Below are 14118 nucleotides of genomic sequence, written 5' to 3'. Positions count from 1 at the left end.
GTCCCGCCGCGTGCGACGAGCCGGTCACGACCCATGGGAGAGCGCAGATGACCCTGTACATCGGATCCGATCATGCCGAGACCGAGCGATTACGGACCCGGATCGCCGAGGCCCTCACCCGGGCCCGGACTCGCACGACCGCGTTGACCGATGCGGTGGACGAGGCCGAACTGGTGGCTCAGCACTCGCCGCTGATGAGCCCGCTGGTGTGGGACCTGGCCCATATCGGCAACCAGGAGGAACTGTGGTTGGTGCGCGATGTCGGGGGCCGGGAACCCGTGCGCGCCGATATCGATCACCTCTACGACGCCTTCCGGCACGCCCGCGCCGACCGCCCCGCCCTGCCACTGCTGGATCCGGCCCAGGCCCGCAGCTACGTCGGCACCGTGCGCGACAAGGTCTGGGATGTGCTGGATTCCAGCCCGTTGGCCGGTAATCGCTTGGTGGACAGCGGCTTCGCCTTCGGCATGATCGCCCAGCACGAACAGCAGCACGACGAGACCATGCTGGCCACCCATCAACTCCGCGCGGGGGCGGCGGTGCTGACCGCACCGCCCGCGCCCGCGGCCCGGGTGGCGGTCGGCGCCGAAGTCGTGATTCCCGCAGGCGAATTCACAATGGGCACCACCGCCGACCCGTGGGCGCTCGACAACGAGCGGCCCGAACATCGGGTGTACGTACCGGCCTTCGCGATCGACGCGGCGCCGGTGACCAACGCGCAGTACCAGGCCTTCATCGACGACGGCGGCTATCGGCGCCCGGAGCTCTGGTCTGCGCGCGGTTGGGCGCATCGTACGGAGGCGGAGCTCACCGCGCCACAGTTCTGGGAGCGCGACGCGGACAATCGCTGGTGGCGAAGGGTTTTCGGAACCTTGCAGCCCGTGCGCCCGCAGCAGCCGGTGGTGCACGTGTGCTGGTTCGAGGCCGAGGCCTATGCCAACTGGGCCGGCAAGCGTTTACCCACCGAGGCCGAATGGGAGAAGGCGGCCCGCTTCGATCCGGCCACCGGACGGTCTCACCGCTATCCGTGGGGCGATGCCGAACCCGACGAGACCACCGCGAATCTGGGCCAGCGGCACCTGGAACCGGCCGATGTCGGCGCCTATCCCGCCGGTGCGTCGCCGCTCGGGGTGCACCAGCTGATCGGTGACGTCTGGGAATGGACCGCGTCGGGTTTCGATCCGTATCCGGGCTTCGCGGCCTTCCCGTATCGCGAATACTCCGAGGTGTTCTTCGGCGGCGACTACCGCGTCCTGCGCGGTGGTTCCTTCGGCACCGATCCGGTCGCCTGCCGCAGCACCTTCCGGAATTGGGACCATCCGATTCGCCGCCAGATCTTCGCCGGTTTCCGCCTCGCCCGCGACCTGCGCCCCGAAGAGCGCTGATGTGCCGACATCTCGGCTACCTGGGTCCCCCCGCGCCGGTGGGTGAACTGCTCACGCGAGGCACCCATTCGCTGCGCACCCAGTCGTGGGCGCCCACCGACATGCGACGCGGCGGCACCGTCAACGCCGACGGCTTCGGTGTGGCCTGGTGGGTGCCGACCCTTCTGGAGCAGGCGGACGGCGAGGGCCCGAGCGACGGGCGGGTGGCCGGCCGGATCGGCGGTCGAGCGCCGGTGACACTCCTGGCCAGCCGCTACCGCAACCCCGCTCCGATCTGGACCGATCCCGCGGTGGACGAGGTGTTGCCGCAACTGCGGTCGACGGCCGTGCTCGGGGCGGTGCGGTCGGCGACGGTCGGCATGCCCGTGGAGCGCAGCGCGTGTGCGCCGTTCACCGACGGACGCTGGGCCTTCAGTCACAACGGCGTGGTCCAGAACTGGCGGACGGTCCTGCCGGCGGTGGCGCGGCAATTCGGGTCACCCGATCTGTTGGCCGCCGAATCCGCCACCGATTCGGCGACGCTCTGGGTGGTTCTGCGGGCCGCGCTGGCCGGCGCCGAACACGACTCGGCGGTGGCCGAGGTGCTCGCGGCCACCGTCCGAGCGGTATTGGCCGACGCTCCGAACGCACGACTGAATCTACTGCTGGGCGACGGTGAAACCCTCTGGGCGACAACGGTGTACCACTCGCTGTCGGTGCTGGTCACCGACGACTTCGCGGTGATCTCGTCCGAACCCTACGACGACGATCCGCGCTGGCGGTCGATTCCCGACCGGCAGGTGCTGACGGTGCGTCCCGGCCATCTGGTCGTCGAACCGCTGGCTGCTGTCCCCCACCCAGGACCTGATGAATCCGAAAGGGCCCGTTCATGACCGAACCGACAGTGGACATCCATCTCACCGACGACGATCTCGCCGCGGCGCTGCGGTCGGATGCGCGGGCCGGACTCACGAGCACACCGAAAAGCCTGCCGCCGAAGTGGTTCTACGATGCGCGCGGCAGTGAGTTGTTCGAGGCGATCACCGAGCTTCCGGAGTACTACCCGACCCGGACCGAGCGGTCCCTGCTGGAGCGCGTCGTCGGCGATATCGCCCGCACCGCCCAGGCCGAGGTGCTGGTCGAACTGGGCGCCGGTTCGGCGGCCAAGACGCGATTGCTGTTGTCGGCGCTGCTGGCCGAGGGTCCGTTGAAGACATATGTGCCACAAGATGTTTCGGTCTCCGCCCTGCGCGGTGCCGCCGAGCAGGTGAGTGTCGAATTCCCGAATCTGGCGGTGCACGGCGTGGTGAGCGACTTCACCGACACCCTGCACAATCTGCCGCGCGGCGGTCGCCGCATGATCGCCTTCCTGGGCGGGACGATCGGCAACCTGATCCCGGCGGAACGGGCCGAATTCCTCGGCAGTATCCAGCAGGTACTCGAACCCGGTGAACAATTACTGCTCGGCGCGGGGCTGGTGACCGATCCGGCCGTGCTCGTTCCGGCCTATGACGACGCCGCCGGCGTGACGGCCGAATTCAACCGGAATGTGCTGCACGTGTTGAACTCTCGGCTGCACGCCGACTTCGATCCGGATGCCTTCACCCACATCGCCCGCTGGGACGCCGAGAACGAATGGATCGAGATGCGGTTGGCCGCCACCCGGGCGATGACGGTGCGAGTCGCAGATCTCGATCTGGTGGTGGATTTCGCCGAGGGGGAGCAGATGCGCACCGAGATCTCCGCCAAATTCCGGGTCGACGGGCTGGGCCGGGAACTGGACCGCGCCGGATTCGCTACCGAACAGGTGTGGACCGACCCGGACGACCGTTTCGCGCTCGTCCTCGCCGAACGACGCTGACGTCCCCGGCTGTGCCGGCCGGGGTCAGCGGAGTCGGTTTCCGATGACAGCGGACAACCACTCGACCAGCGGCCGCAGTTCCTCCCACGCGGCCCGGACCTCGGCGCCGGCGCGGGGAGTTTCCAGCCAGGGCGGCGCCCCGAAGTCCTTGTGGATCACGAGGGATTTGTGCCGCAGCAATTCGATGCGAGGGTGGTCGGCGGGGTAGCCCTTGGGGCGGGTCTTCAACCGTTCCCCGCCGATCGCATAGCCCGCGGCCGCCAGCCCGTCGAGCAGGTTCTGCAGTTCGCGGCCGCGGACCTCGTCGTCGATGGTGGTGCGCAGCCGAGCGAGCTGTTCCGGCGTGGGGGAGTACACACCCGCGCCCACATAGAGGCCGGGTGCGCCGATCCGCACATACCAGCCGGCGCCCGGGGCCGTCCGCACCACCGCGCCCTGATGATTCTTGTAGGGCGTCTTGTCCTTGGAGAACCGCACGTCGCGATACGGCCGGAAAACCTTCGCCGGGCCGAACGCATCCTCCAACTCGGCGGTCAACGCGATCATCGGGGCCCGGACGGCCTGCTCGTAGATGTGCTTGTTGGCCGTCCAGAAGGCCTTGGAGTTGTCGGCCTCCAGATCCTCGTAGAAGTCCAGCCCGGCGAACGGGAACCCGGCGAATCCGCTCATACCGCCAACTTAACCCGCCCTCAGTCGCCCGGTTCGTCCACCACCTCGATGGCGGCGACCTCGGCGGGCCGCTCGTCCTCGGCGCGCAACTCCTGGCGGTACCGACGGCGCGTCCATTCCTGGTCGAGTTCGCTGCGAATGCCCAGGCGCCCGTCGTCGTCGTTCTCGTGATACTTGATCACCAGATCCTCGGGCGGGTCGTCGATGTAGCGCTGATACTCGCGGATCTCGTCGGCCTGTTCGTCCTCGCCGAGGTCGTAGTCCAGATCCTCGCGCTCGTCATCGCCCATCTCGAACACCTCGTCCATCAACGGGTAAGTGTCGTCGTCGGCCATCCCAAGCCCACCTTTCTCGCAGGCTCCCCCGCCTCTCCGGGGATTGTGCGTGCCGTGAGAGCCGCTCGACCAGGCAGTCGGTCTCACCTCACGACGTATGAAGTTGTGGGTGTACCGGGCGAGTTACCCATGCCCTCGCGAAATCGGTCGATACGTCGGCTTCCTTCGTGAGGACCCGGTACCCCACTTGCTCCATTCTCTACTCGAGCGCAGCTCCATGGAAGCGAGGAGGCTTTTCTTCCTAGGCGGAGCCGTTGAACAGGCCGGTCACGGACCCGTTCTCGAACACCTCGCGGATCGTGCGCGCGAGCAGCGGGGCGATCGACAGGACGGTCAGCGAGGGGAACTTCTTGTCCTCGGTGATCGGCAGGGTGTTGGTGACGATGACCTCTTTCGCGCCGCAGGACGCCAGGCGCTCCGCGGCGGGGGAGGACAGCACGCCATGGGTGGCGGCGATGACCACGTCACCGGCGCCCGCCTCGCGCAGGACGCGCACGGCCTCGGCGATGGTGCCGCCGGTGTCGATCATGTCGTCGATCAGGATGCAGGTCCGGCCCGCGACGTCACCGACGGGACGGTGCGACTTCACCTGGTTCGGCACCAGCGGATCGCGGGTCTTGTGGATGAACGCCACCGGGGCGCCACCCAGCGCGTCGGCCCACTTCTCGGCGACCTTCACGCGGCCGGCGTCGGGGGAGACGATGGTGACGTTCTCGGTGCTGTAGTGGTTACGCACGTACTCCGACAGCTGGACCAGGGCATGCATGTGGTCGACCGGGCCGTCGAAGAAGCCCTGGATCTGGTCGGTGTGCAGGTCCACGGTGATGATGCGGTCGGCGCCGGCGGTCTTGAGCAGATCGGCGACCAGGCGGGCGGAGATGGGCTCACGGCCGCGGTGCTTCTTGTCCTGGCGGGCGTAGGGGTAGAACGGCAGCACGGCGGTGATCCGCTTGGCCGAACCGCGCTTGAGCGCGTCGATCATGATGAGCTGTTCCATCAGCCACTGGTTCAGCGGTGCCGGAAAGCTCTGCAGCACAAAGGCATCCGAGCCACGCACCGATTCCTCGAAGCGGACGAAGATCTCACCGTTGGCGAACTCCCGGGCAGTCTGCGGCGTGATCGCGACGTCGAGTTCCTTCGCGACCTGTTCGGCCAACTCGGGGTGAGCGCGCCCCGAGAACAGCATCAGGTTCTTCTGGTTATCGGTGGAGAACGCGGTCACTCTGTGTTGCCATCCTTTTGCTCGGTTGCCTGACTCGCTCTGTTGTCGGCCGCGATCGCCTCCGCCGCCGCCTGCGCCGCGGCCGTCCCGGGACGATACCGCTGCACCCAGCCCTCAATGTTCTTCTGTGCTCCACCGGATACGGCGAGCGCCCCCGGCGGAACGTTTCTACGCAGCACAGTACCCGCACCCGAATACGCGCCGTCGCCGACCTTCAGCGGGGCCACGAACATGGTGTCGCTGCCGGTGCGGACGTGCGAACCGATCACGGTGTGATGCTTGTTCACCCCGTCGTAGTTCACGAATACGCTCGATGCGCCGATGTTGCTGTACTCGCCGATGGTGGCATCACCGACGTAGGTCAGGTGTGGAACCTTGGAATGCGCGCCGATCGAGGCGTTCTTCGATTCCACGAATGCACCGAGTTTGCCGGACTCGCCGACGATGGTGCCCGGGCGCAGGTAGGCGAACGGCCCGATGGTGGCGGACGGGCCGATGGTCGCGCCCTCGCCGTGGGTCCGGACCACCTTCGCGCCTTCGCCGACCACCACGTCGGTGAGGGTCGAGTCGGGACCGACTTCGGCATCCTCGCCGATGACGGTATTGCCCAGCAGTTGCACGCCGGGCCGCAGCACCGCGTCGCGGCCGATCCGCACGCCGGCATCGACCCAGGTGGTGGCCGGATCGATGATGCTGACCCCGGCCCGCATATGCCGCTCGAGGATGTAGCGGTTGAGGGTGCGGGCCGCCTCGGCCATCTGCACCCGGTCGTTGACACCGGTGACCTTGGCCGCATCCACCAGCCGAGCGCCGTGCACGGGGTGGCCGGCCTCGCGCGCGAGCTTGAGCACATCGGTCAGATACAGCTCGTGCTGGGCATTCGCGGTGTTGAGCCGGTGGATCATCGTCCGCAGGACGGTGACGTCGAAAACGTAGACACCGGAATTGACTTCGTTGATCGCCGCCTGCTCGGGCGTGGCATCGGCATGTTCGACGATCTCCATGACCTGGCCGTCGGCATCGCGGACGATCCGGCCGTAGCCGTTCGGGTCCTCGGGGACGAAGGTCAAAACCGTGACCGCGGAACGCGGTTGGTAACTGCGGTGCTCGTCGAGCAGCGCCGACAAGGTGTGGCCGTCCAGCAGCGGGACGTCGGCGGAGGTCACCAGCAGATCGCCGGTGAATTCGTCCGGCAGTTCCGACAGCGCGCACTGGACCGCGTGACCGGTGCCGAGCTGACGCTCCTGCACAGCGCTGGTGATGTCCCGGCCCAGTTCCGCCGCAATGGAATTCACCGCGGCGCCGACCTGTTCCCGGTCGTGGCCGATCACGGTGATCAGCGCGGTGGGGTCGATCTCGTTCGCCGCGTGCAGGGCGTGCTCGAGCATGCTGCGACCGGCCAGTGAATGCAGCACTTTCGGTGTCTTGGACCGCATTCGAGTTCCGGCACCGGCGGCGAGAACGACGACGGCGGTCTGCTGTGGCATGGATCTCCCTCGGCTGCCTGTCATCGTGCTGGTGTGGGCTGTGGTGCCTGCGGCAGGGCTGGCCTGCGCGGGCTCGGCCGGCGGCGGGCCGTCCGCCCACACCCTAGTGCACCTGCACCCGGGATCGGCGACGGTATCCGTCCGGCAGCCGACGCGGCGGTCACCGTCCCGTTCGGGTCGGCCGGGCGCAAGCGCTGCCATTCGTGCAGGTCGCAGCCCCTTCGCCAGCTCCGCCGCCAGGACTCGAACCTGAACTAACTGAACCAAAATCAGTGGTGCTGCCATTACACTACGGCGGATCGTCGCACCGGCGGACCGTTCGATCCACCGCTGCGCCACGGCATGCGGTCCACATCTTCGCATGTTTGCCCGGCCTTCGGCGAATTGCGGGGAGATTCGGCGGGCGCGGCGGCCACGCGCCGACCCCACTTCTCTCGGCCGGCCGCGCCTGGGGATGCTCGGATACCGCGCCGGTGGCCCCTCGACCTGCTCCTGACCTGCTCCTCGATCGATCTCCGATGGGGTCGGCGGGTGCCGTCGCCGGACACGCGCGAGCGGTCCGGTTCCCGCGCGAGGCGGGGGAGCCCGCGAGAGAATCCGGAGAGTCTGGAAGAGTTGTCGGTCAATCGGATAGGTATCGCAGGGAGGCGGCGCGGCGCGATGACTTCGACGGGTGATGCGAATCGGGCGCCGCGGCCGCGGATGACCGGAACCCAGCGGCGGCAGCAGTTGATCGAGATCGGCCGGACGCTGTTCGCCGAACGTGGGTACGACGCCACGTCCATCGAAGAGATCGCCCAGCGCGCGCAGGTGTCCAAACCCGTTGTCTACGAACACTTCGGCGGCAAGGAAGGGCTCTACGCCGTGGTGGTAGACCGCGAGATGTCGACGCTGCTGGACATGATCACCTCCTCGCTCACCCAGAATCGCTCCCGGGTACGCCTGGAGCAGGTGGCGCTGGCCCTGCTGACCTATATCGAGGAGCGCACCGACGGGTTCCGCATCCTGATGCGCGATCAGCCCGCGGCGGCCGCCGCCGGTACCTACTCGAGTCTGCTGAACGAGGCCGTCAACCAGGTCGCGCACATCCTCGCCGGCGATTTCGAGCGGCGCGGCTTCGACACCAGCCTCGCGACCCTGTACGCCCAAGCCCTGGTCGGGATGGTCGCCACAGCGGCCACCTGGTGGCTCGACGAGCGGGAGCCGACCAAGGAAGTGGTCGCCGCCCACCTGGTGAATCTGTGCTGGAACGGGCTCACCCACTTGGAGGCCGATCCGCAGCTGACCTCGGAATGGCCGAGCGGGACGCCCGGCTGAATCCCCTCGCCGCCATCGGTCGGCGGCCGTGTCGGGGCAATTAGGGGGCCGAACTGGACGGTTAACCCAGGATTAGCGAAGGAGACTGGTCTTAATGCTCGATTCCGCTGGCGACGGCCGGTCGGATGGTACGGTTCACCCATCCTTCAAGTGCTGTTCGAGCTGTGATGTCGGTCAACTTCGGGATATCGGTCTACTTCAGGATGGCTGGTTTGAGGACAGGCGGATCTGATGGCTAGGCAAGCGCGTGCGGAAATCACCCGCGATTCGGTGCTGGCAGGCGCGGCCGACGTCTTTCTGCGACTCGGTTACGCGAATGCGAGCCTCAGCGAGATCATCTCGCAGTCCAATGTCACCAAGGGCGCACTGTACTTCCACTTCGGATCCAAGGAAGAACTCGCGCGCGCCGTGGTCGACCAGGGCAACGAACGGTTGCGCGGCGCCTGCCAGGGTTTCTTCGATCCCCGGGTGCCTGCCCTCGAAGCCGCTATCGGCATCACCTACGTCGTCGCCGATCTCACCATGAACGACCCGATGGTCGGCGCGATGCTCAAGCTCACCCACCAGATCGGCGACTACCGCGGCGCCTCCGGTGAGAACATCACCAAGACCTGGGGTGAAACTCAGATCCTGCTCGCCGAGCGGGCCATCGCCCAGGGCGACCTCAAACCCGACCTCGATCCCGAAACCATCGGCCTGCTCCTGCAGGAGATGACTGCGGGGGTGCACATCACGGCCGTCGGCACCGAATCCATCGACCAGATGGCGGTGCGGATGGAACGGATGTGGTACTTCCTGCTGCCGTCGATCGTGCCGGACGAGAAGGTGGCGTACTTCCGGGAGTTCGCCGCGCGCAGGCTGCGCCGCTACGTGCCGTAATTTCGGCCTCCGCTTCGCTCCGGCGGGGTCTCGGCCCTTTAAGCCTCGATTTTCCCTCCTCCGCTCAGTCGCTGCGCTCCTTCGCTCCGTCAGTCCAAAATCGAGGCCGGGCCGAGACCCACCCAGGTGTACGGCTCGCAGATGTACGCCTTGTGGGTGTTCTCCGGGTACCGGGTGGACCGGCGTTGCTGGACGTGTTCACAGTGGCGGGGACCACCGTGCCGGCGGCATATTCGCGTGACTAGACTCGATTGGTCGCTCTGAATCGCCGATCTGTGCAGCGGGAGTTTCTTTCATGCCGAGCCATCGCCCACCTCTTGCGGGACTGGCCGAGGTGGCCGGTGCCGATGCCGCGCTGAGTCAGGTTCGGGAACTGATCGGTCGCTCGTCGGTGCAGTTGGTGGCGCCCGCGGCGATCCGGCCGTTCGTGGCGGCGACCGTCGCGGCCGCGCGGCCGCTGGTGGTGGTGACCGCCACGGGGCGTGAGGCCGACGATCTGACCGTCGAGCTGAGCGAGATCATCGGCGATCGGGTCGCGCTGTTCCCGTCCTGGGAGACGTTGCCGCACGAACGGCTGTCGCCCAGCGCCGACACCGTGGGCCGTCGTTTGCAGGTGCTGCGGCGACTGGCGCATCCGGAGGATCCGGGGCATGAGGAACCGCTGCAGGTCGTCGTGACCACGGTTCGATCGCTGATGCAGCCGATGGCGCCCGGGCTCGGCGAGATCGAGCCGATCGTCTTGCGGGTCGGTGCCGAATTCGATTTCGACGAATTGACCACGCGCCTGGTGGAATTCGCCTACGAACGCGCCGATATGGTCGGCAAGCGCGGTGAATTCGCGGTCCGCGGTGGCATTCTCGACATCTTCCCGCCCACCGCCGATCATCCGGTGCGCGTGGAGTTCTGGGGCGACGAGATCAGCGAACTGCGCGCGTTCTCCGTCGCCGATCAGCGCTCGCTCGCCGAGGTCGACGTGGATCTCGTTGTGGCGCAACCCTGCCGGGAATTGCTGCTGACCGAGGAATTGCGCGAATCCGCGGCGAAGGTTGCCGCCGACAATCCGGCCGATGCCGCGCTGGTCGAAATGCTGGAGAAGTTGGCGCAGGGTATTCCGGTCGAGGGGATGGAGGCACTGCTGCCGGTGTTGCGGCCCGGCGAGCTGCAGCTGCTCACCGACGTCGTGCCCGCGGATTCGCATGTGCTGCTGTGTGATCCGGAGAAGATCCGCACCCGCGCCGCCGACCTGGTCCGCACCGGGCAGGAATTCCTGGAGGCGTCGTGGACGGCCGCCTCGTTCGGCGGTGCGGCCCCGCTGGGCGCGCACGGCCTGGATCTGGCGTCCTCGGCGTATCGCGGCCTGGACGTCGTGCGGGCGGGCGCCGAGTCGCGTGGCCTGCCGTGGTGGACGCTGAGCCCGCTGGCCGCCGACGATCCTGCGGAGATCGTGCTGCCCGTGCTGTCGGCCCCGGCGGCCCGCGGCTCGGAGGAACTGGTCGCGACCGTCTTCGCGTCGCTGCGCGCGCACGTCACCACCGGTGGTCGCGCGGTCATCGTGGTCGCGGGACACGGTACGGCGCAACGCATTCAGGAACGTCTCGCCGAGGCCGAGGTGCCGGCCGCGGCGCTGGAGCCCGGCGCGGAACCGGTGCGCGGGCTGGTCGGTGTGCTGTGTGGTTCGCTGCACGACGGCATCGTCTTCGACGACGCGAAACTCGTCGTCATCGCCGAATCCGATCTGACCGGCAATCGCGTCACCGCACCCGGCGAAGGAAAGAAGCTGCCCGCCCGGCGGCGCAACCAGGTCGATCCGCTGGCGCTGAGCTCGGGGGATCTGGTCGTCCACGATCAGCACGGCATCGGCCGGTTCGTGGAGATGATCGAGCGCACGGTCGGCGGCGCTCGGCGCGAGTATCTGGTCATCGAATACGCGCCCAGTAAACGCGGCCAGCCGGGGGACCGGCTGTTCGTGCCGATGGATTCGCTGGATCAGCTCTCCCGCTATGTGGGCGGGGAGATGCCGAGTCTGTCCAAGCTCGGCGGATCCGACTGGGCGAATACGAAACGCAAGGCGCGCAAGGCGGTTCGCGAGATCGCCACCGAACTCGTGCAGCTGTACGCGGCGCGTCAGGCTGCGCCCGGCCATGCGTTCGCCCCCGACACTCCGTGGCAGCAGGAGATGGAGGATGCCTTCGCGTTCACCGAGACCCACGATCAGCTGACCGCCATCGCCGAGGTGAAGGCCGATATGGAACGCCCGGTCCCGATGGACCGGGTGATCTGCGGCGACGTCGGCTACGGCAAGACCGAGATCGCGGTGCGCGCGGCGTTCAAGGCGGTGCAGGACGGTAAGCAGGTGGCCGTGCTGGTGCCGACGACCCTGTTGGCGCAGCAGCATCTGCAGACCTTCACCGAACGCGTGGCCGGCTTCCCGGTCACGGTGAAGGGGCTGTCGCGCTTCACCGATCCGGCCGAATCGCGCGCGGTCATCGACGGAATGGCCACCGGCGAGGTCGATATCGTGGTCGGCACCCACCGACTGCTGCAGACCGGGTTGCGGTGGAAGGAACTCGGCCTGGTGATCATCGACGAGGAACAGCGGTTCGGTGTGGAACACAAGGAACACATCAAGGCGCTGCGTACCCATGTCGATGTGCTGACCATGTCGGCCACGCCGATTCCGCGCACGCTGGAGATGAGCCTGGCCGGAATCCGCGAGATGTCGACCATCCTCACCCCGCCCGAGGAACGCCACCCGGTCCTCACCTACGTCGGCGCCTACAACGACAAACAGGTCGCCGCCGCGGTGCGCCGGGAGCTGCTGCGCGACGGCCAGGTCTTCTACGTGCACAACCGGGTCTCGTCGATCGACAAGGCGGCCAAGCGGATTCGCGACCTCGTACCGGAGGCGCGGGTCGCGGTCGCGCACGGTCAGATGAACGAGGACACGCTGGAGAAGACCGTACAGGGCTTCTGGGAACGGGAATTCGACGTCCTGGTCTGCACCACGATCATCGAGACCGGCCTGGACATCTCCAACGCCAATACGCTGATCGTGGAACGCGCGGACACCCTGGGGCTGTCGCAGCTGCATCAGCTGCGCGGCCGGGTCGGGCGCAGTCGCGAACGCGGGTACGCCTATTTCCTGTACCCGGCGGAGAAGCCGCTCACCGAGACCGCCTACGACCGGTTGGCCACCATCTCGCAGAACTCCGATCTCGGCGCGGGCATGGCGGTGGCGATGAAGGACCTCGAAATCCGCGGTGCCGGAAACGTTCTCGGCGCCGAACAGTCCGGCCATGTCGCCGGCGTCGGTTTCGATCTGTACGTGCGGCTCGTCGGTGAGGCGGTCGAGGCCTATCGCGCCGCCGCCGACGGCCGGCCGATCACGACCGAGGAAGAGGTCAAGGAGGTGCGGATCGACCTGCCGGTGGATGCGCACATTCCGCCCGACTACATCGCCAGTGACCGGCTGCGCCTGGAGGCGTATCGCAAACTCGCTGCGGCGCAGGACGATTCGGCCGTTGCGGCGGTGGTCGAGGAACTGATCGACCGGTACGGTCCGCTGCCCGTGGAGGTCGGCCGATTGGTGTCGGTCGCCAAGCTGCGCCTGCTGTGCCGGGAGTACGGCATTCAGGAGGTCGGGGTCACCGGAACCACGCTGAAGGTGTCGCCGCTGCAGCTGCCGGATTCCAAGCAGATGCGGCTCAAACGGCTGTATCCGAGCGCGAGCTATCGGCCCACCACCGGGATCGTGCAGCTTCCGCTGCCGCGCGTGGAAGACAGCGTCGGCGCGGCCCGGGTCCGCGATGTGCAACTGTTGCAGTTCGTGGCCGATCTGTTGCTGGCGTTGGACGGTAAGCCCAAGGGCATGGTCGATCTGGCGGTGGGCACGGAGGTCGCGGTCGGGTGAGCGAGTTCCGCTCGAACGGCCGCGACGGCGGTGCGGCCGATTCCGCCCGGATCGCGCACGGCCTGACCGAGGCCGTCGAGGTGATGGATCGGCTGTGGAATTTCGGCGGCTGGGAGGTCACCCAGACCCACGACTCGCTGCGGCCGTATCTGCTGGAGGAGACCTACGAACTGCTCGACGCGATCCAGCACGGCGATGCCGAGACCATCAAGGAGGAACTCGGCGATCTGCTGTTGCAGGTGCTGTTCCATTCCCGGATCGCCCAGGCCGCAGGCGAATTCACGGTGGACGACGTGGCCGCCGCGCTGGTCGCGAAACTCGTGCACCGCAGCCCGCATCTGACGAATCCGGCGGTCGACGCCGAATCGGATGTGGCGGCCAAGGTGGCTGCTCAGGAAAAGGCCTGGGAAGAGCGCAAACTCACCGAGAAGGCGCGGCGCTCCTGCCTGGACGGGATCGCGATGGCGCAGCCCGCGCTCGCATTGGCGGAAAAGATTCGGTCCCGCAGCGCGAAGGCGGGACTACCCGAGGATTTGATCCCGGACGAGTTGCGGGTGGTTCGCCTGGGCGGACCGGAGAGCGCCGAGGAACGACTCCGCAAAGCCACGCTCGCCTTCGCGGCGCGGATCCGGTCGGCCGAGGATGCCGCCGAGCGGGCGCGGGGCGAACATGCGCCGCTGACGGCCGAGCAGTGGCGCACCTACTGGGACGCCTCGCCGTCCGACTCCGGGTAGCGACAGTTGTCGGGGTCCGATCCCGGCGCTGTCGGGGCGGGTCATTCCTCGGCGAGATAGCGCTCGACCGTCTCGACCTTCGAGGTCAGGGCGCCGGTGACACCGGGACGGATATCGGCCTTGATCACCAGGCTGCATCGGGGTGCGACGGCGAGGATGGCGTCGGAGGCCTGTTTGATCACCGCCATCACCTCGTCCCATTCGCCCTCGATCGAGGTGAACATCGCATTCGTCTCGTTCGGCAGTCCGCTGGCGCGGACGATGCGAACGGCTTCGGCGACGGCACGGCCCACATCGGCGCCGACGCCGAGCGGAGTGACGGAGAAGGCAGCGATCATGC

At 67.6% G+C, this 14118-nt stretch carries 12 protein-coding genes and 1 tRNA gene; 7 read left to right on the top strand and 6 right to left on the bottom strand.

Translation table 11 applies throughout. The features are described 5' to 3' along the window. Positions 1 to 47 precede the first annotated feature (47 nt). The 3 genes from egtB to egtD are packed head-to-tail and all read left to right on the top strand — an operon-like array spanning position 48 to position 3225. Positions 48 to 1385, top strand: a complete 1338-nt coding sequence (gene egtB, locus ON37_RS21515; protein WP_040721777.1) for an ergothioneine biosynthesis protein EgtB — start codon at positions 48 to 50, stop codon at positions 1383 to 1385. Next, entirely contained in the window at positions 1385 to 2257 is an 873-nt protein-coding gene (locus ON37_RS21510) for a class II glutamine amidotransferase (RefSeq protein WP_051031877.1), read from the top strand. The genes egtB and ON37_RS21510 overlap by 1 nt, the downstream gene beginning before the upstream one ends. Then, positions 2254 to 3225 carry an L-histidine N(alpha)-methyltransferase gene (gene egtD, locus ON37_RS21505; protein WP_040721775.1) on the top strand — a complete coding sequence of 324 codons (972 nt, stop codon included), beginning with the start codon at positions 2254 to 2256 and terminating at the stop codon, positions 3223 to 3225. Before ON37_RS21510 ends, egtD begins: the two co-directional genes overlap by 4 nt. A gap of 24 nt (positions 3226 to 3249) precedes the next feature. Here the strand turns inward: egtD and ON37_RS21500 are convergent, their stop codons facing one another. The 5 genes from ON37_RS21500 to ON37_RS21480 form a co-directional block, all read right to left on the bottom strand. Continuing rightward, a complete protein-coding gene (locus ON37_RS21500) occupies positions 3250 to 3894 on the bottom strand; it encodes a DUF2461 domain-containing protein (protein ID WP_040721773.1) in 645 nt (214 codons plus the stop codon). 20 nt (positions 3895 to 3914) lie between these two features. Beyond that, positions 3915 to 4229 (bottom strand): hypothetical protein, encoded by a 315-nt coding sequence (locus tag ON37_RS21495; protein WP_085997362.1) that lies wholly within the window; start codon positions 4227 to 4229, stop codon positions 3915 to 3917. A 241-nt stretch (positions 4230 to 4470) separates the two neighbouring features. After that, the gene (locus ON37_RS21490; RefSeq protein ID WP_030515237.1) at positions 4471 to 5451 is read right to left on the bottom strand and encodes a ribose-phosphate diphosphokinase; all 981 of its coding nucleotides are present in this window, start codon (positions 5449 to 5451) and stop codon (positions 4471 to 4473) included. Further along, on the bottom strand, positions 5448 to 6938 hold the full coding sequence (gene glmU / locus ON37_RS21485) for a bifunctional UDP-N-acetylglucosamine diphosphorylase/glucosamine-1-phosphate N-acetyltransferase GlmU (protein WP_040721771.1): 1491 nt from the start codon (positions 6936 to 6938) through the stop codon (positions 5448 to 5450). Before glmU ends, ON37_RS21490 begins: the two co-directional genes overlap by 4 nt. Positions 6939 to 7166: 228 nt before the next feature. Beyond that, positions 7167 to 7237, bottom strand: a tRNA-Gln gene (locus ON37_RS21480). A 361-nt stretch (positions 7238 to 7598) separates the two neighbouring features. Here ON37_RS21480 and ON37_RS21475 point away from each other — a divergent pair. The 4 genes from ON37_RS21475 (at position 7599) to ON37_RS21460 (ending at position 13778) form a co-directional block, all read left to right on the top strand. Continuing rightward, entirely contained in the window at positions 7599 to 8255 is a 657-nt protein-coding gene (locus tag ON37_RS21475) for a TetR/AcrR family transcriptional regulator (protein ID WP_083893183.1), read from the top strand. A 231-nt stretch (positions 8256 to 8486) separates the two neighbouring features. Continuing rightward, positions 8487 to 9134 carry a TetR family transcriptional regulator gene (locus ON37_RS21470; protein WP_040721767.1) on the top strand — a complete coding sequence of 216 codons (648 nt, stop codon included), beginning with the start codon at positions 8487 to 8489 and terminating at the stop codon, positions 9132 to 9134. A 295-nt stretch (positions 9135 to 9429) separates the two neighbouring features. Continuing rightward, the gene (gene mfd / locus ON37_RS21465) at positions 9430 to 13044 is read left to right on the top strand and encodes a transcription-repair coupling factor (RefSeq protein ID WP_051031876.1); all 3615 of its coding nucleotides are present in this window, start codon (positions 9430 to 9432) and stop codon (positions 13042 to 13044) included. Positions 13045 to 13127: 83 nt separating this feature from the next. Beyond that, the gene (locus tag ON37_RS21460) at positions 13128 to 13778 is read left to right on the top strand and encodes a nucleoside triphosphate pyrophosphohydrolase (protein WP_083893191.1); all 651 of its coding nucleotides are present in this window, start codon (positions 13128 to 13130) and stop codon (positions 13776 to 13778) included. Positions 13779 to 13819: 41 nt separating this feature from the next. On the opposite strand, the gene ON37_RS21455 is transcribed toward ON37_RS21460, so the two are convergent. Beyond that, positions 13820 to 14116: an MTH1187 family thiamine-binding protein gene (locus tag ON37_RS21455; protein ID WP_040721765.1), complete on the bottom strand. Its 297-nt coding sequence runs from the start codon at positions 14114 to 14116 to the stop codon at positions 13820 to 13822. Positions 14117 to 14118: the final 2 nt, after the last annotated feature.

The organism is Nocardia veterana NBRC 100344 (assembly GCF_000308855.1).
Lineage (GTDB): Bacteria > Actinomycetota > Actinomycetes > Mycobacteriales > Mycobacteriaceae > Nocardia > Nocardia veterana.
The sequence above is the reverse complement of the archived record's forward strand: the minus strand, read 5'-3'. Positions and strand labels throughout refer to the sequence as shown.

What these genes read in the sequence shown, in the direction of transcription:
- egtB (WP_040721777.1), top strand. Translation starts at nt 48, where the DNA reads ATGACCCTGTACATCGGATCCGATCATGCCGAGACCGAGCGATTACGG.
- ON37_RS21455 (WP_040721765.1), bottom strand. Translation starts at nt 14,116, where the DNA reads ATGATCGCTGCCTTCTCCGTCACTCCGCTCGGCGTCGGCGCCGATGTG.
- mfd (WP_051031876.1), top strand. Translation starts at nt 9,430, where the DNA reads ATGCCGAGCCATCGCCCACCTCTTGCGGGACTGGCCGAGGTGGCCGGT.
- ON37_RS21470 (WP_040721767.1), top strand. Translation starts at nt 8,487, where the DNA reads ATGGCTAGGCAAGCGCGTGCGGAAATCACCCGCGATTCGGTGCTGGCA.
- glmU (WP_040721771.1), bottom strand. Translation starts at nt 6,938, where the DNA reads ATGCCACAGCAGACCGCCGTCGTCGTTCTCGCCGCCGGTGCCGGAACT.
- ON37_RS21460 (WP_083893191.1), top strand. Translation starts at nt 13,128, where the DNA reads ATGGATCGGCTGTGGAATTTCGGCGGCTGGGAGGTCACCCAGACCCAC.
- ON37_RS21475 (WP_083893183.1), top strand. Translation starts at nt 7,599, where the DNA reads ATGACTTCGACGGGTGATGCGAATCGGGCGCCGCGGCCGCGGATGACC.
- ON37_RS21500 (WP_040721773.1), bottom strand. Translation starts at nt 3,894, where the DNA reads ATGAGCGGATTCGCCGGGTTCCCGTTCGCCGGGCTGGACTTCTACGAG.
- egtD (WP_040721775.1), top strand. Translation starts at nt 2,254, where the DNA reads ATGACCGAACCGACAGTGGACATCCATCTCACCGACGACGATCTCGCC.
- ON37_RS21510 (WP_051031877.1), top strand. Translation starts at nt 1,385, where the DNA reads ATGTGCCGACATCTCGGCTACCTGGGTCCCCCCGCGCCGGTGGGTGAA.
- ON37_RS21495 (WP_085997362.1), bottom strand. Translation starts at nt 4,229, where the DNA reads ATGGCCGACGACGACACTTACCCGTTGATGGACGAGGTGTTCGAGATG.